The sequence below is a fragment of the Pseudomonas sp. H3_D04 genome, assembly GCF_054669175.1.
Map to the genome: position 1 here is coordinate 4,178,271 of NZ_CP162801.1, position 24,514 is coordinate 4,202,784.

25 protein-coding genes are annotated in these 24,514 nt (G+C 59.8%); 11 read left to right on the plus strand and 14 right to left on the minus strand.

Translation table 11 applies throughout. From position 1 onward, the window contains the following. Positions 1-20: 20 nt before the first annotated feature. From AB4N91_RS19220 to cysK, 3 genes are all read right to left on the minus strand, one after another. Positions 21-884 (minus strand): DMT family transporter, encoded by an 864-nt coding sequence (locus AB4N91_RS19220; RefSeq protein ID WP_077749160.1) that lies wholly within the window; start codon positions 882-884, stop codon positions 21-23. A gap of 448 nt (positions 885-1,332) precedes the next feature. Continuing rightward, a complete protein-coding gene (locus AB4N91_RS19225) occupies positions 1,333-2,271 on the minus strand; it encodes an aspartyl/asparaginyl beta-hydroxylase domain-containing protein (RefSeq protein ID WP_010462099.1) in 939 nt (312 codons plus the stop codon). A gap of 215 nt (positions 2,272-2,486) precedes the next feature. After that, on the minus strand, positions 2,487-3,461 hold the full coding sequence (cysK, locus tag AB4N91_RS19230; RefSeq protein WP_460111580.1) for a cysteine synthase A: 975 nt from the start codon (positions 3,459-3,461) through the stop codon (positions 2,487-2,489). Between the two features lie 127 nt (positions 3,462-3,588). Here cysK and AB4N91_RS19235 point away from each other — a divergent pair, with 127 nt between their 5' ends. From AB4N91_RS19235 to AB4N91_RS19245, 3 genes are all read left to right on the plus strand, one after another. Next, entirely contained in the window at positions 3,589-4,665 is a 1,077-nt protein-coding gene (locus AB4N91_RS19235) for a DUF748 domain-containing protein (protein WP_010462103.1), read from the plus strand. A 142-nt stretch (positions 4,666-4,807) separates the two neighbouring features. Continuing rightward, entirely contained in the window at positions 4,808-5,653 is an 846-nt protein-coding gene (locus AB4N91_RS19240) for an AAA family ATPase (protein WP_010462104.1), read from the plus strand. Between the two features lie 13 nt (positions 5,654-5,666). Continuing rightward, entirely contained in the window at positions 5,667-6,845 is a 1,179-nt protein-coding gene (locus AB4N91_RS19245) for a vWA domain-containing protein (RefSeq protein WP_077749161.1), read from the plus strand. A gap of 112 nt (positions 6,846-6,957) precedes the next feature. Here the strand turns inward: AB4N91_RS19245 and AB4N91_RS19250 are convergent, their stop codons facing one another. The 4 genes from AB4N91_RS19250 to AB4N91_RS19265 form a co-directional block, all read right to left on the minus strand. Beyond that, positions 6,958-7,884: a 5-oxoprolinase subunit C family protein gene (locus AB4N91_RS19250; protein WP_460111584.1), complete on the minus strand. Its 927-nt coding sequence runs from the start codon at positions 7,882-7,884 to the stop codon at positions 6,958-6,960. Beyond that, positions 7,881-8,585 carry a 5-oxoprolinase subunit PxpB gene (gene pxpB / locus AB4N91_RS19255; protein WP_010462110.1) on the minus strand — a complete coding sequence of 235 codons (705 nt, stop codon included), beginning with the start codon at positions 8,583-8,585 and terminating at the stop codon, positions 7,881-7,883. Before pxpB ends, AB4N91_RS19250 begins: the two co-directional genes overlap by 4 nt. After that, positions 8,582-9,334, minus strand: a complete 753-nt coding sequence (locus AB4N91_RS19260) for a 5-oxoprolinase subunit PxpA (RefSeq protein WP_282411730.1) — start codon at positions 9,332-9,334, stop codon at positions 8,582-8,584. Before AB4N91_RS19260 ends, pxpB begins: the two co-directional genes overlap by 4 nt. Before the next feature lie 62 nt (positions 9,335-9,396). Continuing rightward, complete coding sequence (locus AB4N91_RS19265; RefSeq protein WP_010462114.1) at positions 9,397-10,683, minus strand: MFS transporter; 1,287 nt, start codon at positions 10,681-10,683, stop codon at positions 9,397-9,399. 147 nt (positions 10,684-10,830) lie between these two features. Between AB4N91_RS19265 and AB4N91_RS19270 the strand changes: the two genes are divergently transcribed. Beyond that, the gene (locus tag AB4N91_RS19270; RefSeq protein ID WP_460111589.1) at positions 10,831-11,745 is read left to right on the plus strand and encodes a LysR family transcriptional regulator; all 915 of its coding nucleotides are present in this window, start codon (positions 10,831-10,833) and stop codon (positions 11,743-11,745) included. Positions 11,746-11,794: 49 nt separating this feature from the next. Here AB4N91_RS19270 and AB4N91_RS19275 read toward each other — a convergent pair whose 3' ends face one another. From AB4N91_RS19275 to AB4N91_RS19285, 3 genes are read right to left on the minus strand one after another with little or no spacing between them, the layout of a single operon-like run. Continuing rightward, positions 11,795-12,337, minus strand: coding sequence for a DUF2937 family protein (locus AB4N91_RS19275; protein ID WP_102595475.1), 543 nt, complete (start codon positions 12,335-12,337; stop codon positions 11,795-11,797). A gap of 12 nt (positions 12,338-12,349) precedes the next feature. After that, positions 12,350-13,126 carry a class II glutamine amidotransferase gene (locus AB4N91_RS19280; RefSeq protein WP_102595474.1) on the minus strand — a complete coding sequence of 259 codons (777 nt, stop codon included), beginning with the start codon at positions 13,124-13,126 and terminating at the stop codon, positions 12,350-12,352. Positions 13,127-13,152: 26 nt separating this feature from the next. Continuing rightward, positions 13,153-13,650 (minus strand): hypothetical protein, encoded by a 498-nt coding sequence (locus tag AB4N91_RS19285; RefSeq protein ID WP_010462122.1) that lies wholly within the window; start codon positions 13,648-13,650, stop codon positions 13,153-13,155. Between the two features lie 257 nt (positions 13,651-13,907). On the opposite strand from AB4N91_RS19285, the gene AB4N91_RS19290 reads away from it, so the two are divergent. Together AB4N91_RS19290 and AB4N91_RS19295 are read left to right on the plus strand one after the other, a co-directional pair. After that, complete coding sequence (locus AB4N91_RS19290) at positions 13,908-15,962, plus strand: S9 family peptidase (protein WP_460111593.1); 2,055 nt, start codon at positions 13,908-13,910, stop codon at positions 15,960-15,962. 209 nt (positions 15,963-16,171) lie between these two features. Then, the gene (locus AB4N91_RS19295; protein WP_077749165.1) at positions 16,172-16,645 is read left to right on the plus strand and encodes a cyclic nucleotide-binding domain-containing protein; all 474 of its coding nucleotides are present in this window, start codon (positions 16,172-16,174) and stop codon (positions 16,643-16,645) included. Here AB4N91_RS19295 and AB4N91_RS19300 read toward each other — a convergent pair. Beyond that, positions 16,642-16,932, minus strand: a complete 291-nt coding sequence (locus tag AB4N91_RS19300) for a hypothetical protein (RefSeq protein WP_010462128.1) — start codon at positions 16,930-16,932, stop codon at positions 16,642-16,644. The two genes, AB4N91_RS19295 and AB4N91_RS19300, sit on opposite strands and share 4 nt — an antisense overlap. A gap of 80 nt (positions 16,933-17,012) precedes the next feature. Between AB4N91_RS19300 and AB4N91_RS19305 the strand changes: the two genes are divergently transcribed. The 4 genes from AB4N91_RS19305 to AB4N91_RS19320 all read left to right on the plus strand — a co-directional run bounded on the left by AB4N91_RS19305 (position 17,013) and on the right by AB4N91_RS19320 (position 19,267). After that, on the plus strand, positions 17,013-17,699 hold the full coding sequence (locus AB4N91_RS19305) for a spermidine synthase (RefSeq protein ID WP_010462130.1): 687 nt from the start codon (positions 17,013-17,015) through the stop codon (positions 17,697-17,699). 48 nt (positions 17,700-17,747) lie between these two features. After that, positions 17,748-18,119 (plus strand): YajD family HNH nuclease, encoded by a 372-nt coding sequence (locus AB4N91_RS19310; RefSeq protein ID WP_010462132.1) that lies wholly within the window; start codon positions 17,748-17,750, stop codon positions 18,117-18,119. A 207-nt stretch (positions 18,120-18,326) separates the two neighbouring features. Continuing rightward, entirely contained in the window at positions 18,327-18,797 is a 471-nt protein-coding gene (locus tag AB4N91_RS19315; protein WP_010462134.1) for an RNA methyltransferase, read from the plus strand. Positions 18,798-18,889: 92 nt separating this feature from the next. After that, positions 18,890-19,267 (plus strand): YgaP family membrane protein, encoded by a 378-nt coding sequence (locus tag AB4N91_RS19320; protein WP_102595901.1) that lies wholly within the window; start codon positions 18,890-18,892, stop codon positions 19,265-19,267. Between the two features lie 111 nt (positions 19,268-19,378). On the opposite strand, the gene AB4N91_RS19325 is transcribed toward AB4N91_RS19320, so the two are convergent. Beyond that, complete coding sequence (locus AB4N91_RS19325; RefSeq protein ID WP_154913915.1) at positions 19,379-20,608, minus strand: hypothetical protein; 1,230 nt, start codon at positions 20,606-20,608, stop codon at positions 19,379-19,381. Positions 20,609-20,711: 103 nt separating this feature from the next. Continuing rightward, a complete protein-coding gene (locus AB4N91_RS19330; protein ID WP_010462140.1) occupies positions 20,712-21,161 on the minus strand; it encodes a YcgN family cysteine cluster protein in 450 nt (149 codons plus the stop codon). 241 nt (positions 21,162-21,402) lie between these two features. Between AB4N91_RS19330 and AB4N91_RS19335 the strand changes: the two genes are divergently transcribed. Continuing rightward, complete coding sequence (locus AB4N91_RS19335; RefSeq protein ID WP_154913913.1) at positions 21,403-21,996, plus strand: nitroreductase family protein; 594 nt, start codon at positions 21,403-21,405, stop codon at positions 21,994-21,996. A gap of 1,495 nt (positions 21,997-23,491) precedes the next feature. Here AB4N91_RS19335 and AB4N91_RS19340 read toward each other — a convergent pair. After that, positions 23,492-24,424: a D-2-hydroxyacid dehydrogenase gene (locus AB4N91_RS19340; protein WP_077750022.1), complete on the minus strand. Its 933-nt coding sequence runs from the start codon at positions 24,422-24,424 to the stop codon at positions 23,492-23,494. Between the last annotated feature and the right edge of the window lie 90 nt (positions 24,425-24,514).

Below are 24,514 nucleotides of genomic sequence, written 5' to 3' on the forward strand. Positions count from 1 at the left end.
CCTTTCATTTTCACGCTGCTTTACGCTGCTTTACGGAACACAAATACCAGCCCGACGATGATCAGCAGCATGCCGAGCATGCTCAATACCGCCAGCCGATTACCGAAAATCAGGTAGTCCATCACCGCCGTCACGGCCGGCACCAGGTAAAACAGACTGGTGACATTCACCAGATTGCCCCGGGCGATCAAGCGGTACAGCAGCAACGTTGCCAGCACCGACACCACCAATCCCATCCACAGCACCGGCACGATAAACCCGCTGCCGTGTTCGAAATGAAACGGCTGGAACGGCACGAAGATCCCGCAGAGCAGCAGCCCCGCGAGGTACTGCACCGGCAGTGTGCCGAGGGGATTGTCGGTGATGCGCTTCTGCATGATCGAGCCAAAGGTCATGCTCGCCAACGCCAGCAAACCAAAAAGCATCCCGGCCAAAGACATGCCGGCCAGACCGATGCCCTGGTAAACCACCATGATCAACCCGACCAGGCCCAGCGCCAGACCGAACATCCGGCTGGCCGAGCGCTGACGCTCCATGATCACCACCGTGAGAATCGGCTGCACACCCATGATGGTTGCCATAACGCCCGGTGTGACTTTGAGGTCCAGGGCCAGCAGATAAAAAATCTGATAAGCCCCCAGCAACACCACGCCCGTGGCCATCGCATACAACATCGCTTTGCCACCCTTGGGCAATTTCAGCTTGAGCAACGGCACCAGCAGCATCAATCCGCACAAGGCGATGGCAAAGCGAATCAGCAGAAAGGCAAAGGGCGATGCGTGGGCCAGGCCCCATTTGGAGAAGATCGCACCGCTGCTCCACAGCAGAACGAACAGGCTCGTGGACGCCGCCGCGAGCGCGGATTTTTTCGACAGGACAAACATGAATACCACCTGTAGTCAGGCAAGAAGCCAACTCAGCCGAAGCTGAAATTCAGTAGTTTTTTTCAGGCGGGCGCGCAGAACAGCAAAGAACGCTGATCAGCCCGAAACGCCAACGCCCGGCGGTGATACGACTGCGTACACCGGCGTGCTACTGACAGGTGGGGGGTAATGACTGATCTGCGCAGGCTGCTTATTCCCGCACGGCACGACGCCAGCGTTGACCGCTGAATCGACTACCGCATTGATGAGGGAAGCTGGCATGGGCTGATCTTTTTGATGGGGTGGGCGGTGGGTAACAGAACCACCGAGCGCCGACTATAACCAGCGGCGGACATGGATTGCAATGACTTGGACAAAGGGCCAATCACGACACCTCGTCGCGGGCGCGCCATTTAAATTCTGCTCATAAAAAAACCGCTCCCAAGGAGCGGTTTTCTTTTGAATCCAGTCACGCAAACAACCAATACCCCAACAACGTCAGCACCACCACCGCCAACACCGGCCGCAGCACGCGGTACGCCTTGGGATTACGACGCTTCCAGCGTTTGACCACACCACTGACCTTGTCGCTGGAATTCTTGCTCCAGGCATACGCCTGGTTAATCCCGCCGACACGTTCATCATCAAGGTTCTGAGGTGCGGTGGCGCGACCGAGCAAGCCGCTGAGCCAGCGGTTGATGAAGGTCATGACGCGGTTGCTCAGCGGTCGTTCGATGTCGCAGAACAGAATGACGCGGGTTTTCTCGGATTCGTTCTTGACCCAATGCACGTAGGTCTCATCAAACATCACATCTTCACCATCACGCCAGGCATACACCTGGCCGTCGACAAAGATACGGCAATCGTCGGAGTTCGGCGTGGACAGCCCCAGGTGATAGCGCAGCGAACCGGCAAACGGGTCGCGGTGCGGGTTGAGGTGGCTGCCACCCGGCAGCAACGCGAACATTGCACCCTTTACGTTGGGAATACTGCTCACCAGCGCCACGGTTTTCGGGCACAAGGCTTCAGCGGATGGCAGGGGTTTGTCGTACCACTTGAGGTAGAAACGTTTCCAGCCTTTCTTGAAAAACGAACCAAACCCCGCATCGTTGTGTCTTTCGGCGGCGCGGATGTAACCCTCGTCGAACAGGTGCATGGCTTCGTCGCGGATGACTTCCCAGTTGTCTTTGAGCACGTCCAGTTCCGGAAACTTGCTGCGGTCCAGATAGGGTTTGGACGGCACCCCGGAGAACAGGTACATCAAGGCGTTGTAAGGCGCAAACAAGGCCGAGTGATTGACGAATTGACGCAGAACCGGCAATCGCGCCTTCCCGCGCAAATGCACATAGAGGGTGCTGCCCAGAAATAGCAGCAACACTGACGCTTTCGCGGCAAAGGAAAAGGTCATCTACGGCTCCTTGAGGTTAGGCTCTTCGCACAACGCCATTTACCCGACGTGGCAGCCGGCCATGATAAACACTACCGGCCTCGGGAAAAACCCGCAAAAATCGACATTCAGTATTAAGGTTTGTGCAATAAAGCACTTATTAACATAAGGTTCCTGAACGGGGGCTGACCTGAATCAGCCCTCTCACCAAAAGATCAAACCATCGCAGGCAGCGCCTACTGCTGATTTTCCTGCTCGGTAAACAGGTCGCTGAACAACATGCTCGACAAGTAGCGCTCACCGGAGTCCGGCAGGATCACCACGATGGTCTTGCCCTGCATTTCCGGTGTTTCGGCCAGACGCACCGCCACCGCCATCGCGGCGCCACAGGAAATACCGCACAAAATCCCTTCTTCCTGCATCAGGCGCAGCGCCATGGCCTTCGATTCGTCATCGGTGACCAACTCAACCCGATCGACGATCGACAAGTCCAGATTCTTCGGGACAAAACCGGCACCGATCCCCTGGATCTTGTGCGGGCTCGGCTTGATCTCTTCACCGGCTATCGCCTGGGTAATCACCGGCGACACCACCGGTTCCACGGCTACCGAGATAATCGGTTTGCCTTGGGTATTCTTGATATACCGCGAAACACCGGTAATGGTTCCGCCGGTTCCAACGCCCGCGACCAGCACATCGACTGCGCCGTCAGTATCGTTCCAGATTTCCGGACCGGTGGTTTTCTCGTGAATGGCCGGGTTGGCCGGGTTGTCGAACTGCGACGGCATGAAGTATTTGGGCGGATCGCTGGCCAGGATCTCGGCAGCCTTCTCAATGGCGCCCTTCATGCCTTTGGCCGGTTCGGTCAGCACCAGTTCGGCGCCCAGTGCCTTGAGGACTTTGCGTCGCTCGATGCTCATCGACGCCGGCATGGTCAGCATCAACTTGTAACCACGGGCCGCGGCAACAAAGGCCAGGCCAATGCCGGTATTGCCCGACGTCGGTTCGACGATGGTCATGCCAGGCTTGAGTTTGCCGGAGCTTTCGGCGTCCCAGATCATGCTCGCGCCGATCCGGCACTTGACCGAGTAACCCGGGTTGCGCCCTTCGATCTTGGCCAGGATGGTCACACCGCGCGGGGCAATGCGGTTGATCTGCACCAGCGGCGTATTGCCAATGGAATGGGCGTTGTCAGCGTATATACGGCTCATGGCTGGGTCCTTGTACAGCGTTGAATAAGCCCCCAAAGGTATGCCTGTTGCCAGTGGTCGTCCAGTCAGGTCGAACGTCCGGTAAACACCGCAGTCAATGGCTTTACATCGTCAGAGATTTGCCGCCATGAAACGTCGATACCGTTGGCCCCTGTGGACCCTCGCCGGTCTCGTTGTGCTACTGATTGCCCTGCACTTCGCCCTGCCCTACCTGGTGCGCGATTACTTGAACGAGAAACTGGCGGACATGGGCGATTACCGGGGCCAGGTCACCGACGTCGACCTCGCGCTGTGGCGCGGCGCCTACAAGATCAACGGGCTGAAAATCGTCAAGGTCGACGGCAAGGTCCCGGTGCCTTTCGTCAATGCACCGCTAATCGACCTGTCTGTCAGTTGGCACTCACTCTGGTCCGACCGCGCTGTGGTGGCCGAAGTGCAGTTCTTCAACCCTGAGGTGAACTTCGTCGACGGCGGCGCCAACAAACAAAACTCCCAGACCGGTCAAGGCACCGACTGGCGCGCACAGTTGAGCAAACTGGCGCCGTTCACCTTTAACGAAATACGCATCTACGACGGCAAGATCAACTTTCGAAACTTCAATTCCAAGCCCCCCGTCAACATGAACGCCACTCAGGTCAACGCCAGCCTCTATAACCTGACCAACGTGGTCGACACCGAAGGCAAGCGCGACGCGCGCTTTGAAGGCAAGGCCCTGTTGCTGGGCCACGCCCCACTGGAAACCACGGCCACCTTCGACCCCTTGAGCAATTTCGAAGACTTCGAATTCCGTCTGCGCGCCAAGGATATCGAGCTCAAGCGCATGAACGACTTCGCCTCGGCCTATGGCAAATTCGACTTCAACGCCGGTCACGGCGATGTAGTCATTGAAGCGCAGGCCAAAAAAGCCCAATTGACCGGCTATATCAAGCCGCTGCTCAAAGACGTGGACGTGTTCAACTGGCAGCAGGACGTGGAAAACAAGGACAAAGGGCTGTTCCGGTCCATCTGGGAAGCCATTGTCGGCGGCTCCGAAACCGTGCTGAAAAACCAGGGCAAGAACCAGTTTGCCACTCGCGTAGAACTGAGCGGCAACGTGCATCGACAAGATATCAGCGCGTTCCAGGCGTTTTTGCAGATTTTACGCAATGGTTTCGTTCAGGCATTCAATGCCAGGTATGAGCGGCCGAAACCGGATCAGGGTTAAGTCACCAAGTGACGCCCCATTCAGAGACTGAATAAGCCGTCTGCGTTCACAGTCGACCGGCCTGCGCGTTATAGTCGGGCACTACACTTATTGCGCCCCGCCCTGCCTGATTCAGGTCGGCTTACCGTTCGAGGATTAGCAGATGAAGTTCGAAGGCACCCAGGCCTACGTCGCCACCGATGACCTGAAGCTGGCGGTCAACGCCGCCATTACCCTGGAGCGTCCACTGCTGGTCAAGGGCGAGCCAGGCACCGGCAAAACCATGCTCGCCGAGCAATTGGCCGAGTCCTTCGGTGCGAAATTGATCACCTGGCACATCAAGTCCACCACCAAGGCGCATCAGGGCCTGTACGAGTACGACGCGGTCAGTCGCCTGCGTGACTCGCAACTGGGCACGGAAAAAGTCCACGACGTTCGCAACTACCTGAAAAAGGGCAAGCTCTGGGAAGCGTTCGAGTCGGAAGAGCGAGTGATTCTGCTAATCGACGAAATCGACAAGGCCGACATCGAGTTCCCGAACGACCTGCTGCAAGAACTCGACAAGATGGAGTTCTACGTTTACGAGATCGACGAGACCATCAAGGCCAAGAAACGCCCGATCATCATCATTACCTCCAACAACGAGAAAGAGCTGCCGGACGCCTTCCTGCGCCGCTGCTTCTTCCACTACATCGCGTTCCCGGATCGCGTGACGCTGCAGAAAATCGTCGACGTGCACTACCCGAACATCAAGAAAGACCTGGTCAGCGAAGCGCTGGACGTGTTCTTCGACGTGCGCAAGGTGCCGGGCCTGAAGAAGAAGCCTTCGACCTCGGAACTGGTGGACTGGCTGAAGCTGCTGATGGCCGACAACATCGGCGAAGCCGTACTGCGCGAACGCGATCCGACCAAAGCGATCCCACCCTTGGCAGGCGCCCTGGTGAAGAACGAACAGGATGTTCAATTGCTTGAGCGCCTGGCGTTCATGAGCCGTCGCGGCACCCGCTAAGAGGCTGATCGCCATGCTGCTCAACCTGTTCAATGAAATGCGCGCAGCCAAGGTGCCGGTCTCGGTGCGTGAGCTTCTGGACCTGATCAATGCGCTGAAACAACGCGTGACCTTCGCCGACATGGACGAGTTCTATTACCTGTCCCGGGCGATTCTGGTGAAGGACGAACGGCATTTCGACAAGTTCGACCGCGCGTTCGGCGCCTACTTCAATGGCCTGGAGAAACTCGACGATCACCTTCAGGCGTTGATTCCTGAAGACTGGTTACGCAAGGAGTTCGAACGCTCCCTGACCGAAGAAGAGCGGGCCGCGATCCAGTCCCTCGGCGGTCTGGACAAGCTGATCGAAGAATTCAAGAAACGCCTCGAAGAACAGAAAGAACGCCATGCCGGCGGTAACAAATGGATCGGCACCGGCGGCACCAGTCCGTTTGGCTCCGGCGGCTTCAACCCGGAAGGCATTCGCGTCGGCGATGCCGGCAAGCGCCAGGGCAAAGCGGTCAAGGTGTGGGATCAGCGCGAGTACAAGAACCTCGACGATTCGGTGGAACTGGGCACGCGCAACATCAAGGTCGCCCTGCGCCGCTTGCGCAAATTTGCCCGTCAGGGTGCGGCGGAAGAGCTGGACATCGACGGCACTATCGACCACACCGCGCGCGATGCCGGCCTGCTGAATATCCAGATGCGGCCGGAGCGGCGTAACACCGTCAAGCTGTTGCTGCTATTCGACATCGGCGGCTCGATGGACGCCCATGTGAAGATCTGCGAGGAACTGTTCTCGGCCTGCAAGACCGAGTTCAAGCACCTGGAGTACTTCTACTTCCACAACTTCATTTATGAGTCTGTGTGGAAGAACAACATGCGCCGCACTTCCGAGCGCACGTCGACCCAGGACCTGCTGCACAAGTACGGCGCCGACTACAAAGTGATCTTCATTGGTGACGCTGCGATGGCACCGTATGAAATCACCCAGGCCGGCGGCAGCGTCGAGCACTGGAACGAAGAAGCCGGTTATGTGTGGATGCAGCGGTTCATGGAGAAGTACAAGAAGGTCATCTGGATCAACCCCTATCCGAAAGATACGTGGGGGTATACGTCGTCGACCAATATTGTGCGGGACTTGATTGACGACCAGATGTACCCGTTGACGTTGCGGGGGTTGGAGGAAGGGATGAGGTTTCTTTCCAAATAGAGATTTTTGTTGTCTGTGAAAACGTCTTCGCGGGCAAGCCTCGCTCCTACAGGTTTCTGTGTTCGTGCATCGTGCACCAACCCTGTAGGAGCGAGGCTTGCCCGCGAAGCTTTTAGCGGTTTGAAAATCGCTGCAAATACTCGACCTGTTCGCGATGCGCCACCTCCTGCACCACCGGCCGCAACCGCACTTTCACCCCCGGCAAGCACTGCGCCAGCCGCGCGAGTGCCAACGGCGTCAACGCCCCCAATCGCGGATAACCGCCAATGGTCTGCCGATCATTGAGCAACACAATCGGCTGCCCGTCCGGCGGGACCTGGACCGCGCCTAGCGGGATGCCTTCGGAAATCATCGGCTGGCCCTGATACTGCAACGGCGTTCCCAGCAAGCGAATGCCCATGCGATCGGCACGGCTGTCGAGGGTCCAGACGCTGTTGAACGCATCGAACAGACTTTGCCCGCTGAACTCACCGATCTGCGCGCCGAGGACCACATCCAGTGGCGAATCGGCTTTGAAGTTAGGCCGGTGTTCTGCCGGTAACTCCCGCAGCAATAACAGCGCACTCCCGCGATAGCTCAACGGCGCGCCTTTGGCCAATGGCCGGCCCATACCATCCAGGCCGCCGAGTTCTTCACGGACCACCGTCGCGCTGCTGCCCAACACCTTTGGCGCGTCAAACCCGCCCGGTGCCGCCAGATAAGCTCGCGCCCCGAGCAGCGGTTGAGTGAATTGCAATCGCTGGCCCTTGTTCAGCCGGAAACTGCGCCACGGCGCCAATGCCTCGCCATCCACTTGCGCGCCCAGGTCCGCACCGGCCAGCGCCAACACGCAGTCTTCCTCGGCTACGACGCTGAAACCGCCGAGGGTGATTTCAATCACCGGCGCATCAAGGCCATTGCCCAACAACCAATTGGCCCACGACATCGAACGCCAATCCAGCCCGCCGCCCTGGGTCACACCCAGATGCCGCACGCCGAAACGACCCGCGTCCTGCAACAGGCACAGCGGCGTACTCGCCTCAATCAATAGACGGCTCATGCCTGGGCCTCCAATGGCGTGTCGTCACCGCCCAGGTTGATGAACTGCGCATGGTCGACCGCTTCAAAGCGCACGGTGTCACCCGGTTGCATCAGGCTGTAACCATCGCGTTCGCGGTCGAACAATTTGGCGGGCGTGCGGCCGATCAGGTTCCAGCCGCCGGGGGACACCACCGGGTAGGCGGCGGTTTGCCGCTCGGCGATGCCGACACTGCCGGCCGCCACCTTTTTACGCGGCGTATTCAGACGCGGCGCGGCAAGCACTTCTTCCACCAGCCCCATGAAAGCGAACCCCGGCGCGAAACCCAGCGCGAACACTTGATACTCGCGCTCACTGTGGCGGCGGATCACCTCGTCCACCGACAGCCCGCTGCGCTGAGACAACAAGCTCAACTCCGGACCGACGCTCAAGTCATACCAGACCGGCAGCACATGGCATTTACCGCGAGTGCTCGCGTTGGGCGACAGGTCGATCAGCGCTTGGGCGATCAATTCCCGGGCTTGAGTCGGACTCAACGCCGTCAGGTCGTAATGCACCATCAACGTCGTGTAAGACGGCACCAGATCGATCAGATGCCCGGCAAACGCAGCGCGCAGGTTTTCGCTGGCCGCCAGCATCCACGGCATGTTGGCTTCGGCAATTTCATCGAACAGACGCACCATCAAGCAATCCAGCGCCACCACCTCAACCCGCGGTTTCATGGTGCGCTCTGCTGATCAAGGGCTTCGCGAATCCGCCGCACCGCGGCCACCGAACTGGCGTTGTCACCGTGGACGCACAAGGTGTTGGCCTGCAAGTGCAAGGCGCTGCCGTCGCTGGCGGTGAGGTTGTCGCCACGGGCGATGGTCAGCGCTTGCTCGATAATGGTTTCGGGATCGTGGTGCACCGCCCCCGGCAGTTGCCGTGAAACCAGCATGCCGGCACTGTCGTAGGCACGGTCGGCGAAGGCTTCGAACCACAAGGTCACGCCGTATTCATCACCCAGTTGCTGGGCGGCGCTGTTGTTGCGCGTGGCCATGAGCATCAGCGGCAAGGTCCGGTCATACGCCGCCACGGCCTGAAGCACCGCGCGCAATTGCGCCGGGTTGGCCATCATGTCGTTGTACATTGCGCCGTGGGGTTTGACGTAACTGACGCGCCCGCCTTGGGCCCGGCAGATGCCGTCGAGGGCGCCGATCTGGTAATGCAAAATGTCCTGAAGTTCCTGGGCGGTGTAGGCCATGGAGCGGCGGCCGAAACCCACCAGGTCCTGATAGGCCGGGTGCGCGCCGATCTGCACGCCGTTACTCAGGGCCAGGCCGACGGTCTTGCGCATGATGCTCGGGTCGCCGGCATGGAAGCCGCAGGCGATGTTGGCGCAATCGATGAAGGGCATGACCTCGGCGTCCAGACCCATGGTCCAGTTGCCGAAACTCTCGCCGATGTCGCAATTCAATAGCAGGCGGCTCACGGTGAACACTCCTGTAGGCATTTTCTTTTTTTGCTGTCGGGCAGATGCCCGCAGATTATCAGCTACTCGGCTTCAAGTTGTTTGCCACGGGTTTCCGGCAAGCTCAACGCAGCAAGGATCACCACACCGTAGGACACCGCCGCAAAAGCCCCGATGCCTACGCTCAATGGCACCTTCTGGCTCATCAAACCGATCAGCAACGGAAACAACGCCGCCAGGGCCCGGCCGATGTTGTAGCAAAAGCCCTGCCCCGAACCGCGAATCCGTGTCGGAAACAGCTCGGTCAAAAACGCGCCCATGCCACTGAAAATCCCCGAGGCGAAGAAGCCCAGCGGGAAGCCCAGCCACAGCATCACGCCGTTACTGACCGGCAACTGGGTGTAGAGCAACACGATGGTGAACGAGCCGACGGCGAACAGGATGAAGTTTCGTTTGCGGCCGAGGATGTCCGTCAAATAGGCACTGATGACGTAGCCGACGTAGGAACCGACGATCACCATCGCCAGATAACCGCCCGTGCCGAGTACGCTTAAACCGCGTTCGTTTTTCAGAAACGTCGGCAGCCAGGACGTGATCGCGTAGTAACCGCCCAGTGCGCCCGTGGTCAGCACCGAAGCGCGAATCGTGGTGAAGAGGATACCGGGGGCGAAGATCTCGTAGAACTTCGCGGCGTTGCCCGGCTCCTGCTTGGCCTTGGCTTCGCGGTAGATTTCCGGGTCCTTGACCAGTCGACGGACGAAGATCACGAAAATCGCCGGCACGATGCCGAGGATGAACAGCGCACGCCAGGCATCTTCCGGCGGCAATACCGAGAACAGCAGCGCATAGAGAATCGCCGTCAGCCCCCAACCCAGCGCCCAGCCCGATTGCACCATGCCCACGGCCTTGCCGCGGTCTTTGGCGCGAATCACCTCGCCCATCAGCACTGCGCCGGCGGTCCACTCACCGCCAAAACCGAAGCCCATCAAGGTACGGCTGATCAATAGTTGCTCGTAGTTTTGCGCGAAGCCGCAGAGGAAGGTGAAGAAGGCGAACCACAGCACCGTCAGTTGCAAGGTGCGCACACGGCCGATGCGGTCCGACAGAATCCCCGCCACCCAACCACCGATGGCCGACGCAATGAGCGTGCTGGTATGGATCAGCCCGGCCTCGCCAGTCGTGATGCCCCACATGGCAATCAGGGTCGGCACCACGAAGCTGAGCATCTGGGTGTCCATGCCGTCCAGGCCATAGCCGATCTTGCAGCTCCAGAAGGTGCGGCGTTCCTGCTGATTGATGTTGCGGTACCAGTCGAAAGGTCCCGGCCGAGACGTGGCTTTGGGGATGTCGAGCGTGTCGGGCGCACTCATGGCAACTCTCCGTGCAAATTTTATTGGTATTGTTCTGAGCCCCGACGACGCCTATCGTGGGAACCGGATGGCCTGATTTTTGGTTGTCCGGCCCTGCTGCGTCCAACTAATAAAAACCCGCCCTAGGCATAAGAAAAACTTAACGCCATGAACCTGAAATTTCTCGAGACCTTTGTCTGGGTCGCCCGACTCAAGAGTTTCCGCCTGACGGCTGACAAGCTCTTCACCACCCAGGCATCGATTTCCAGCCGCATCGCGGTACTCGAAGGCGAGCTCGGGGTGAAGTTGTTTCTGCGCGACTCGCGGGGGGTGAGCCTGACGCCCGAAGGCTTGAAAGTGCTCGAGTACGCCGAGCAGATGATGGACACCATGCAAGCCCTCAAGCAGTCGATCGAGACGCGCTCAAGCAAGGTCGGGCGCGTGCGGATCGGCGTGATGGACACGGTGATTCACACGTGGCTGAGCCCGTTGGTGGCACAGATGATGGATCACTATCCGCGGGTGGAAATCGAGCTGGTGGCCGATACGGCGCTCAACCTCTGCGATCAGCTGCAAAAAGGCTTTCTCGATCTGATCCTGCAAACCGATCTGGTGCGTCAGGAAAGCGTGCGCAGCCTTGAACTGGCGAGCCATCCGATGGGCTGGATTGTCGCCAGCAATTCGATCTACAACCGTGGGTACACCGGCATTGCCGATCTGGCGCGCGAGCGGATCATTACCTACTCGAAAAACTCACATCCGCATCAGGACATTCTGAGTCTGATGCAGGCGAACGGGGTCATGACGCCGCGGCTGAACTGCGTGAACTCGGTGTCGGCGATTACCCGATTGCTGCGCGACGGATTCGGCATTGGTGCGTTGCCGCCGGTTCTGGTGGCCGAGGAACTGGCGCGGGGGGAATTGACCTTGCTGGCCATCGATCAACAGCTGCCTAATTTGCAGGTCGTGGTGTCGTGGCGGGTGGGTGTGGAGTGGGTCGAGGAGATTGTTGCGTTGTGTCAGCAGGTGCTGGAGGGGTATGCGCGCAAGGTGGGTGAAGACTACATCGTCCTCGCACACTGATCGGCGCTGATGATGATCGCTCCCACGCTCTGCGTGGGAGCGATCAGTGTTACAGGCCGCGCACATCCCGGTCTTCGATCGGCCGGCTCTGGCGCAGGCGTTTGCCGCCCAGCACTACCCAGTCGATCAGACGGAACAGGCATTCAATGCCGAAGGACAGCAGCAACGCACCGCTCATGCCCCAGATCATCGCTTCCGGTGTCAGCAGGATCTGGTAGCTGTAGCCATTCCAGGTTTCCTTGCGAATATCCGGATCGGCCGCCAATGCGACCTGCAAGACACGGATGTACCACGGGCCCTGCATGGCGTGGAACTGTTTATCGAGCGCCACCTGACGGGTGAGCAAGGTGCTCAGGCTCTCGGCGTCGCTGCGGAAAATCGGGTCTTCACTGGCGCGGTAATGGGCGACCAGCGCCTGCATATCGCCCTTGAAGAACTGATTGGCGGTGCCCTGGAAACCGCTCAGGCTGGTTTGCGCCTCAATCAGATGCGCTTCGACCCGTTTCGCGTAATCGCTGATGAATCCGGGCACCTGGACACCGATCAACAGGCCCGCCGCAAACAACACCAGCCGTAGATAACTGAGCAACATCGGGTGAGATCCTTATTCGGTCTTGCCCTGACTGACGCATTCGCCGCGTCGCCAGAGGCTCCATTGGCCCGGTTCGTAGCGGGTCCAGGTTTCGTTTTCGGTCAGGGGTTCGGTGGCGATCACCGTGACCACATCGTTGGGCGTGGTTTCGGCCTGGAAGTCGACGATCACATCGACATCCTTCAACCGCGCCGGGCCGAATGGCGCGCGACGGGTGATCTGGACCAATTTGGTCGAGCAATAGCAGAACAGCCAGTCGCCGTCGCTCAACAGGCAGTTGAACACGCCTTTGCTGCGGTATTCGGCGCAAGCGGCGACCAGGTCCGGCAGCAGCGCTTCGATCTCGACCGGTTCTGGAAACGCTGCGCGCACACGGTTGAGCAGGTCACAGAACGCCGCTTCGCTGTCGGTGTCACCGACGGGGCGATAAAAGCTTTTGATCGGCTGAAAATCCGCCAGCTGACCGTTATGGGCGAAACACCAGTTGCGGCCCCACAGCTCACGCACGAAAGGGTGCGTGTTGGACAGGCAGACCTTGCCCACGTTGGCCTGACGGATATGCCCGATCACCACTTCGCTTTTGATCGGATAGCGCTGCACCAGGTTCGCCACCTCTGACTCGCTGCTGGCCGCCGGGTCCTGAAACAACCGCAGACCGCGCCCCTCATAGAAAGCGATGCCCCAACCGTCACGGTGCGGACCTGTGCGGCCGCCGCGCTGCATCAGCCCGGTGAAGCTGAACACGATATCGGTCGGCACATTGGCGCTCATGCCCAATAACTCACACATGCTCGGACTCTCGCTTCAAGGCCGGATTACAAACGCGGTTCGACCCGCAATCGCTGAGGGTTGCTCGGCACTGGCGGACGACCGTAACGATCATCGCCGGCACCGCCGAACGGATGATCGTCGTCAGGATCGTCGGCCCGGGCGGCGGCCTTGGCGGCGGCGGCCTGTTCCTTGCGAGCGTTGGAAGCCCGTTCAATAGGGAACCGGATCGCCACGAACACCAGATAAATGCCAAAAGCGATCATGCCGTACATGAACAGGTCGGAAACCGCCCGCCAAGCGTTGTTGCCCACCTTGAACAGCAGATCGAGCGCAGTGATGGCGATGGCCGGGGCCACTTTTTCCTTCACCGGGTCGATGATGGTCGGGCTGAATAGCAGTACGGCGACCAGCAGCCGCAGCGGTTCACGCAGCCAACGCCACATCCAGCGGGTGATGCGCATCCACACCAACAGGCAGCCTAAAGCGGCAAAGGCGTAGAGGCCCCAAGCGATCAGATAGTCGTTCTCGGTCATGGTGTCCATGGCAAGGCAGGCAAAGAGGCGCTTATAGTAACGACTTTTCGCCCGTCAGGCGTAATCCATGTGGGAGCGAACTGTGGCGAGGGAGCTTGCTCCCGTTCGGCTGCGAAGCAGTCGCAGCGCTTTTGGGGTCGCTTCGCAACCCAGCGGGAGCAAGCTCCTTGGCCACACAGGCTCACTCCTACAGGGTCTGCACAGGCATCAATATTTGCATTGCGCCTGCAAAACCCTATTTTTCGTACAACGTCCGAGAGTCCTTCATGCCCTTATCCGCCAACGTCACCAGCGCCCCGATTGCCCACAAGGCCGACGGCCCTGACCCGTATGCCTGGCTGCAGGAGCGCGACACCGACGCGGTGCTCGACTACCTCAAGGCTGAAAACAGCTACCAAGAGGCGCAGACCGCCGATCAGGCCAGGCTGCGCGAAACCCTGTTCGAGGAGATCAAGGGCCGGATTCTCGAAACCGACCTGTCGCTGCCCTCCCCTTGGGGCCCGTACCTGTATTACACGCGCACCACCGCCGGTGACGAATACGCCCGCCACTACCGCTGCCCACGCCCGGCTGATGACAGCCTGCAACTCGACGAAAGCCAGGAACAGCTGCTGCTGGACCCGAACGAACTGGCCAATGGCGGCTTCTTTTCCCTCGGCGCCTTCAGCGTCAGCCCGGATCACCAGCGCCTGGCCTACAGCATCGATTCCACGGGCGATGAGATCTACACGCTGTTCGTGAAGGAATTGTCCAACGGCCGTGTCAGCGAACTTGAGTTCCAGGATTGCGACGGCAGCATGACCTGGGCCAATGACAGCCTGACGCTGTTTTTCGGCGAACTGGACGACACCCACCGTCCGCACAAACTGCTGCGCTATCGACTGGACGGCACGGCGGCCGAGGAAGTGTTCAACGAGCCGGACGGCCGATTCTTCCTGCATTGCTATCGCTCCAGTTCCGAACAGCAATTGCTGCTGTCGCTGGGCAGCAAGACCACCAGCGAAGTCTGGGCCCTCGACGCCTCGCAGCCGCAGCAGGCCTTTACTTGCCTGGCGCCACGGGTTGAAGACCATGAATACGACGTTGACCACGGCACGCTGAACGGCGAGTGGGCCTGGTTCATCCGCACCAATCGCGACGGCATCAACTTTGCCCTGTACACCGCCGTCGATACCGGTGTTGCGCCCACCGAGGCCGACTGGCAGAACCTGATCCCCCACAGCGACAGCACGATGATCGAGGGCATGAGCCTGAACGTCGGCGCGATGACGTTGAGCCTGCGGGTCGGTGGCTTGCCGGTGATTGAAGTCCACCCGCAGGATTTGCCGAGCTACCGTGTGCAACTGCCGGATGCGGCGTACAGCCTGCATGTGCAGAACAGCCTGGAGTTTGTCAGCGAGCGGATCCGTCTGCGTTACGAAGCCCTGAACCGTCCGGCGCAAATTCGCCAGCTGGAGCTGGACAGTGGCGAGCAGAAAGTACTCAAGGAAACCCCGGTGCTCGGCCCGTTCGACGCCGACGCCTACGTCAGCCAGCGCCTGTGGGCGACGGCACCCGATGGCACGCAAGTACCGATCAGCCTGGTGGTCAAGCGCGAAGCCCTCGGTCAGCCGACGCCGCTATACCTGTACGGCTATGGCGCTTATGGCGAAAGCCTTGACCCGTGGTTCTCTCATGCCCGCTTGAGCTTGCTGGATCGCGGCGTGGCGTTTGCGATTGCCCACGTACGGGGCGGCGGTGAACTGGGCGAGGCCTGGTATCGCGCCGGCAAGCAGGAACACAAGCACAACACCTTCAGCGACTTTATCGCCTGTGCCGAGCACCTGATCGACAACGGCTTCACCACCTCAGCACAATTGGCGATCAGCGGCGGCAGTGCCGGCGGTTTGCTGATCGGCGCGGTGCTCAATCAGCGACCCGAGCTGTTTGGCGCGGCCATTGCCGAAGTGCCGTTCGTCGACGTGCTCAACACCATGCTCGACCCGGACCTGCCGTTGACCGTCACCGAATACGACGAGTGGGGCAATCCTGAAGAACCGGACGTTTATGAGCGGATCAAGGCCTACGCCCCTTACGAAAACGTCACCGCGCAAGCCTATCCGGCGACCCTGGTGATCGCCGGCTACAACGACAGCCGCGTGCAGTACTGGGAAGCGGCGAAGTGGGTGGCGAAATTGCGCGCGACCAAAACCGACACCAATCCCCTGTTGCTCAAGACTGAACTGGGCGCCGGGCATGGCGGGATGAGCGGTCGTTATCAGGGATTGCGTGACGTAGCACTCGAATACGCATTTGTTTTCAAGGTTTTGGGGATTGCCTGAGGAACTTGGCCCGGTGTTTCGGTCTTAACACCAGACACCGGGCCCAATACAACACAACTCCCTTGTGGGAGCGAGCCTGCTCGCGATAGCGGACTTTCAGTCAATAATTGCGTGACTGACACACTGCAATCGCGAGCAGGCTCGCTCCCACAGGGATTGGGGATGTCCCGAACAACCGGAACCAGACACAAGAAAAAGACCGTGCCGACATGTCAGAACCGACCTTACTGAACAACGAAATCCGCGACTGGCTGATGGACTGCGGCCTGTTCGATCAACTGCTGCCGGCAGACTTCGCCGCGGCCTCCGGCTACTTCAGCATCAGCACCATCGCCGAAGGCGAAGAGATTTTCCATGAGGGTGATGCCGGCAGTTTCATGTGCATCATCCATACCGGCCAGGTGTCGGTGCAGAAGACCAACGGCGACGGGCAGCTGGTGACCATGGCCACCCTGCGCAGCGGTCGCTCGTTCGGCGAAATGGCGGTGCTTGATGGCGAGCGCCGCTCGGCCAGTTGCGTGGCCGCCAGCAACTGCCAACTGCTGAACCTGGGTAAAGACTCTCTGGAAAAAATGATCAACGAGGCGCCGAAAATCGCCGCCAAGATCATCCGCGCCCTCGCCGTCGCCCTTTCCAAACGCTTGCGCATGGCCGACGGGCAACTGCTCTCGCAGCAGGTTTAACCGCCTGGGGTTTTGGTTTTCGTGCTGTTCGGCTCAATCCCCGGCACCGGTTGATCCTTGGTCGGCGGACTGGGCATCTCGATCGGCACCAGCGGTGGGCCGCCACTGCCAGGCCCGGCCTTGGGCAAGGTGGTCGGGGTGATGGGCGGATACGGCGTCGGGGTAGCCGTGCCGGGCGAACCGGGCATCGGCGCAGGGCTTGCTGGAATGGTTTGCAACTGCTGGGCCTGCACTGCACTTATCGAGAGCGCGGCCAAGGCAATGACCGTTAGAATGGTGCGCTTCATCAATGGCTCCGTTGGCCTTGTTGTCATTGGCAGGCTACTCCCAACTGCCTCTGTTTGCCTTCCCCCAATTTGAGATTTCCATGAAACGTTTCGTTCTGCTCGACACCGCCCCTATCCCTGAAAACGGCGGCGCCTTGTGCCTGTTCGAGTATGGCGAGGATTTCGTCATCAAGATCCAGGGCGGCGACGGCGGGCAATTGATGAACACCCGCATGCACGGCTCAGAAGATGCCCTGGCCGAGATCCCGTGTCGCAAAGTGGCCGGCCGGCCGAACTCGCGAGTGCTGATCGGCGGCCTCGGCATGGGTTTTACCCTCGCTTCGGCCCTCAAGCATTTGGGCAAGACCGCTGAAGTGGTGGTCGCCGAGCTGGTGCCTGGCGTGGTGGAATGGAATCGCGGGCCGTTGGGCGAGAAAGCCGGCAATCCGCTGCTCGACCCGCGCACCGTGATTCGCCTGGAAGACGTGGCCAAAGTCCTGCAAGCCGAGCCGCAAGGTTTCGACGCGATCATGCTCGACGTCGACAACGGCCCCGAAGGCCTGACCCAACGGGCCAACAGCTGGCTTTACTCAGCCGGTGGCCTGAGCGCCTGCGCCAAGGCCCTGCGGCCCAAAGGCGTGCTGGCAGTGTGGTCGGCCAGCGCCGACAAGCAGTTTTCCGACAAGCTGAAGAAGGCCGGTTTCAAGGCCGAAGAAGTCCAGGTCTTCGCCCACGGCAACAAAGGCACCCGCCACACCATCTGGATTGCCGAGAAGCTCAAGGGCTGAGCTAAACTCACGCCATAACCGTCATTAGTCTTTTACAAAGGTGAACCCATGAGTTCGTCAACGCCGACCAATACCTCGAAGCTGGATCGCATCCTCGCCGACAACCAGCGCGACAAGGAAATGGGTTACCGCGACAAGGCCCTGAAGATGTACCCGCACGTGTGCGGCCGCTGCGCCCGCGAGTTCTCCGGCAAGCGCCTGAGCGAGCTGACCGTGCACCACCGCGACCACAACCACGACAACAACCCGCAGGACGGCTCGAACTGGGAATTGTTGTGCCTGTATTGCCACGACAACGAACACTCGCGGTATACCGACCAGCAGTATTTTCACGAAGGCTCGCTGAGCACGCCAAAAATCGCCAAGGCGACGCATAACCCGTTTGCGGCGTTGGCCGGTCTGATGAAAAAAGACGACTGAAGACTTTCATTGGCTGGACTGGCCTCTTCGCGGGCAAGCTTCGCTCCTACGGATATATGTCGTTCACCCAATTGTGATCGACTCTGTCCCTGTAGGAGCGAGGCTTGCCCGCGAAGACAATCTCCCGGTCACCACCAATCTCCAAACCGGACACCCCTCCCCCAATCCCCGTATAATCGCCGTTTTTTCCCCGAAGGCACCCCGCTCGTGGCAGACAAACGGTACAGCTGCATTGGTTTGTATAACCCCAAATCACCGGAAAACGTCGGCTCGGTGATGCGCGCCGCCGGCTGCTATGGTGTGGCGTCCGTGTTCTACACCGGCAAGCGTTATGAACGCGCCGCCGACTTCGTCACCGACACCAAGCGCGTCCACTACGACATCCCGCTGATCGGCATCGACGACTTGAAGAAAATCCTGCCCTTGGGCTGTGTGCCCGTCGCGGTGGAGCTGGTCGAAGGCGCCCGCTCGCTGCCGGAATACACACATCCTGACCGCGCCCTGTACATCTTCGGCCCGGAAGACGGTTCGCTGGATAAAGAGATTCGCGACTGGTGCGAAGACGTGGTCTACATCCCGACCACCGGCTGCATGAACCTGGCCGCCACGGTCAACGTCGTGCTCTACGACCGCATGGCCAAGGGGCTCAACACCCGCTCCGGGGCAAAATTCCGCTGAATCACCGCACATTCGATGGAACAAGCCGACCGCCCCGGCAGTCAGCTTATCTATCTATTGTTGAAGCAGCCTTGCCTGCCAGGAGACAGATCATGAGCGAACTCAAGCGCGTAGAACGCATCGAATCCACCCCGTTCCAGACTCATTCCGAGCAGAACGTTCACGGCTGGGAACGTGTCGGCTCCCTGGCCGGCGGCGTGCTGATGATGGGCAAGGGCCTGCGTCGCGGCGGGTTTTTCGGGTTGATCCAGGTGGCCATCGGCGGCGTCGCCCTGGCTCGCGGGATTACCGGGCACAGCTCGGCGAAAAGCCTGCTGGAGAAAAGCCGCCAGGACATGAACAACGTTCGGGCGAAGATCGAGCGGGCCGGGGAAGAGTTGGGCAAGTTGAAGGCGAATGCCGAGGCGGCGACGCAAACCGCTACGGTGACCGGGAATGATTCGTTGAAATCGCCCAAGACCGGGGTTTGATCCGGGATTTTCGCTGAGGCTGACGGCCTCTTCGCGGGCAAGCCTCGCTCCTACAGAATTGGTGTGATCACATGAACCCTGTAGGAGCGAGGCTTGCCCGCGAAGACGGTTTTACTGAAGCAACTCGGTATCAAGGACCTTGGAAGACTCGCCAATCACGCTTTCCGCGAGCTGAACAAACTCTTTGGTATCCACACTCCCCAGATGCATCGCCCCGCGCAACACATCATCAAGCGAGCGCTTGTTGCGCGTTTTCAAACGAATCTCGCGATCCAGTTCCTGTAGCAACAACACCGCTTTGGAGACCTGCGCCGGGTTCGCCTGTTCGCCACGCAACGTGGTGACTTTCTGGCTGTCCTTGACCAACCGGCGGTGCAAACTCTCATACCGCTCATCACTCATGCCACCCGCACGGCGCACCAGTTCGATGGCGTAATACTCGGCAAACCCTTCACTGATCCAGTCACTGCGCTGTTTATCGTTGATCCGCCCGAACACCTGCGCCAATTCACGCACCACCGCGCTGGTGCCGCTTTCACTGACCAACGGCAGGCGCGTGTTGAGATAGATCGATTCACGCGCAGCCAGGCTGCCACGCCACATCGGGTCGTTGGCGCCGACGATCAGCAGTTTGACGGGATGACGGGGAAACACGGCTTGAACCTGCGGCCAGACAAAGGTCAGCAGCGTCAGCACGTCCATGCGGCGCATGCCCTGGCCTTGGGGCGAGGCGACGGTGACTTCGGTTTCCCCAAGCCTGGTGCGACGGCTGCCGAGGTGGCCGGCGAGCATCCAGCCCGTGGGCCGGTCGAACAGTCGAGAGACGTTATCGATGCGGAATTTGTTCTTGCCGATGCGCGGCCAGGCGGTCTCGACGCTTTTCCAGCCACTGGGCAGTTCGAATTCAAGGCGTGAAATCAGCTCGATGCCGTCCTGCTGATCGAGTCTGGCCGGCGGCACCAGGTCGTCGCCGCGCATCAGTGCCCAGGTTGGCGTCATGCGCGTATCGAAGCTGCCGCTCTTGCGTCCATGGCTGATGCGCACGCGGTAAGTCAGGCTGGCCTTGTCAGTGGCCGGACGCCAAACGCCGCGCGTCTGCTTGCCCGCCGTGAGCTGCCATTGGCCGTCGGCCTTGAAGTCGCTGTAGTGGCTGCCGTCGCCCAGATCGAAATCCAGACTGCGCACCGCCGAGCCTTGGGCCAGCGTCAGCCGCACTTCGGCCTGATCGCTGTGCGGCATCAGGCGCACGTGATAATCCAGATCGACTTTTTTCGCCGCCCACACGGACGAACTCAGGGCCAGTAGCCCGACGGCCAGCGCCCGCCGCAATCGCACAGCCATACACACTCCTGTTGTGGCGAGCGAGCTTGCTCGCGCCGGGCTGCGAAGCGGCCCCTTTTTTTGTCGTTACTGCCTGTTGGTGGCCACACATGCAGTGAGGCATTTAGCCCGCGCGAAAGATCAGATGGTCTTCCCAGTCATCCTCGGACACGCTGCCTTCGGCGAGCATGCGCCCGGACTGGGAAATGCGTTCATGGTGCACCGCATCGCGATCACCGCACACCAGGTGATGCCACAGGGGCAAGTCCTTGCCTTCACTGACCAATCGATAGCCGCAGGTCGGCGGCAACCAGCGGAATTCTTCGGCCTTGCCCGGCGTGAGCTGGATGCAGTCCGGCACAAAGTCACGACGGTTCGGGTAGTCGGTGCACTGGCAGGTTTTCAGGTCCAGCAGTTTGCAGGCGATGCGCGTGTAATAGACCGAGTTGTCCTCTTCATCTTCGAGCTTTTGCAGGCAGCACAGACCGCACCCGTCGCACAGCGATTCCCACTCCTGCGGATCGAGTTGATCGAGGGTTTTGCGTATCCAGAACGGTTCGACTTTGGCGGCCATGGTTCGAGCATCAACATCAGGTGGTGAAAAGGCCGCCAGTCTAGTGCCAAGGCCCTTGCGGGCCAAGCATTGGCGACTGCCGGTAGATCGGGCTTGTCAGTTTTTGCGCCGCCACGTAGTTTTGCCAGTCGCAAGGAGCCATGCCCAAATGCCATTAACGCTCAACCGCGTTGCATTCAGGTGAACTGCGCCTGCGGGTTCTAGACGCCCCTCACTTTCAAACGAAGCAAGGAATCTCTTGATGAGTGCAAACCCACGCGTTGCCGAGTATGCAATCCACCCTCAGTTCACCGATCGCTGGTCGCCCCGCGCCTTCACCGGCGAAACCATTCCCGAAGAAACCCTGCTGAGCTTCTTCGAAGCCGCACGCTGGGCGCCATCGGCCTACAACTCCCAGCCTTGGCGGTTTCTCTACGCGCGTCGCGATACGCCGAACTGGGAGCGTTTTCTGGGCCTGCTGAATGAATTCAACCGCGGCTGGGCGCAACACGCCTCGGCATTGGTGATCGTGATCTCTAAAACCACCTTCGCGGCACCCGGCGCCACCGAAGAGACCCCGGCCCTGTGGCACACCTTCGACACCGGTTCGGCCTGGGGCCATCTGGCGCTGCAAGCGAGCATCAGCGGCTGGCACACCCACGGCATGGCCGGTTTCGACCAGGACCTGACCCGCAAAGAGCTGAACATTCCTGAAGGTTACGCACTGCACGCGGCAGTAGCCGTGGGCAAACTGGGCGATAAAGCGACGCTGGCCGATTACCTGCAAGCGCGCGAAGAACCAAGCCCGCGTCGCCCACTGAGCGAACTGGCGGCCGAAGGCGATTTCACCCTCTAAGCCACAGCGCAAAAGAAATTCGGGAGCGAGTCTCTTGCGATGGCGGTGTATCAGTCTCCGTCAATATTGACTGACAGACCGCTATCGCGAGCAGGCTCGCTCCCACAGTTGATTCCTGGTGTTCACAAAATAGTGGATTCACAGCAGACCCCATGTGGGAGCGAGCCTGCTCGCGATGAGGCCGTCACGTTCAACATCAACGTTGACTGATACACCGCCATCGCGAGCAGGCTCGCTCCCACAGTTGATTCCTGGTGTTCACAAAATAGTGGATTCACAGCACAACCCATGTGGGAGCGAGCCTGCTCGCGATGAGGCCGGCACGTTCAACATCAACGTTGACTGATACACCGCCATCGCGAGCAGCTCGCTCCCACAGTTGATTTCTGGCGTTCACAAAGTAGTGGATTCACAGCAGAACCCATGTGGGAGCGAGCCCGCTCGCGATGAGGCCGTCACATTCAACATCAACGTTGACTGTCACACCGCCATCGCGAGCAGGCTCGCTCCCACAGTTGATTCCTGGTGTTCACAAAATAGTGGATTCACAGCACAACCCATGTGGGAGCGAGCCTGCTCCCGATGAGGCCGTCACATTCAACATCAACGTTGACAGCCACACCGCCATCGCGAGCAGGCTCGCTCCCCAGTTGATTCCTGGTGTTGACAAAATAGTGGATTCACAGCAGAACGCATGTGGAAGCGAGCCTGCTCGCGATGAGGCCGTCACATTCAACATCAACGTTGACTGTCACACCGCCATCGCGAGCAGGCTCGCTCCCACAGTTGATTCCTGGTGTTCACAAAATAGTGGATTCACAGCAGAAACCATGTGGGAGCGAGCCTGCTCGCGATGAGGCCGTCACATTCAACATCAACGTTGACTGTCACACCGCTATCGCGAGCAGGCTCGCTCCCACAGTTGATTCCTGGTGTTCACAAAATAGTGGATTCACAGCAGAACCCATGTGGGAGCGAGCCTGCTCGCGATGAGGCCGTCACATTCAACATCAACGTTGACTGATACACCGCCATCGCGAGCAGGCTCGCTCCCACAGTTGATTCCTGGTGTTCACAAAATAGTGGATTCACAGCCGAACCCATGTGGGAGCGAGCTTGCTCGCGATGAGGCCGTCACATTCAACATCAACGTTGACTGTCACACCGCCATCGCGAGCAGCTCGCTCCCACAGTTGATTCCTGGTGTTCACAAAATAGTGCATTCACAGCAGAACCCATGTGGGAGCGAGCCCGCTCGCGATGAGGCCGTCACGTTCAACATCAACGTTGACTGATACACCGCCATCGCGAGCAGGCTCGCTCCCACAGTTGATTCCTGGTGTTCACAAAATAGTGGATTCACAGCCGAACCCATGTGGGAGCGAGCCTGCTCGCGATGAGGCCGTCACATTCAACATCAACGTTGACTGTCACACCGCCATCGCGAGCAGCTCGCTCCCACAGGTTTTGCACACTGTTCGAGTGAGCGGTGGGTTCAGTAGCCGCGGTTGAAGTCGACTTCCCCGCGCAACGCCTCGCCCGCCTGATACGCCCGCAAGTTTTCGACAAACAGCTTGACCATCATTGATGGCGAGGTCGGTGCCGAGCTGTGGCCGGTCAGCAGCAGGCCCCAGGCGGTCCAGAATGGATGACGCTGCGGCAGCGGCTCCTGACGGCAAACGTCGATGACCGCGCCCGCCAGATGCCCTTCTTTCAAGGCTTCCACCAGATCCGCGTCGACCACGGCCACGCCGCGCCCGACATTGATGAACAACCCGGTCGGCTTGAACTGCTTGAACAGCGCCGCGTCGTACAAGTCGTGGGTATTGGGGGTGTTGGGCAGCAGATTGATGACGAAATCCACTTCACCGACCAGCCGTGGCAAGTCCGCCAGCACGCCGACTTCAACAAACGGCGCCTGCTCGCGGGCTTCGCTGGCGATACCGTACAGCTCAACACCAAATGGCACGAGGAACTTTGCCACGGTCTGACCGATGTCACCGGTGCCGACGATCAACACCTTGCGTCCCGCCAGGCTCTGGCCCTGACGACTGTCCCACTTGCGCTCGACCTGGCTGACCAACCGCGCCAGCACTTCGCGCTCGTGGCCAAGCATGTAGGTCAGGACGTATTCGGCCATGACCTGACCAAAAATCCCCACCGCACGCGTCAGCCGGTAATCGCGGCGCAAACCGTCGGCCAGCAGCGGCGTGATGCCGGCCCAGGTCGATTGCAGCCATTGTGGCTGGTGGCCCTGGCGCAACAGGTTCGCCAACAGGTCCGGCTGACCCAGCCAGATCGGGCAGTCGGCCGCCTGGCTGGCCAGTTCGGCGGAGTCGCCGCTGGTCAGCACTTCCAGATCAGGCGCAGCCTGGCGCAACAGTTGGGCGTACACAGGGTGGTCGTGTTCAGCAATCAGAACGCGCATGGTTCAAACCTTTCGAAAACAGAGCAAACGGCCGCCGACGGAGTTTCGCTCCGTCGCCCTGGCCATCGCCAAAATCATTCCAGTGTTTCA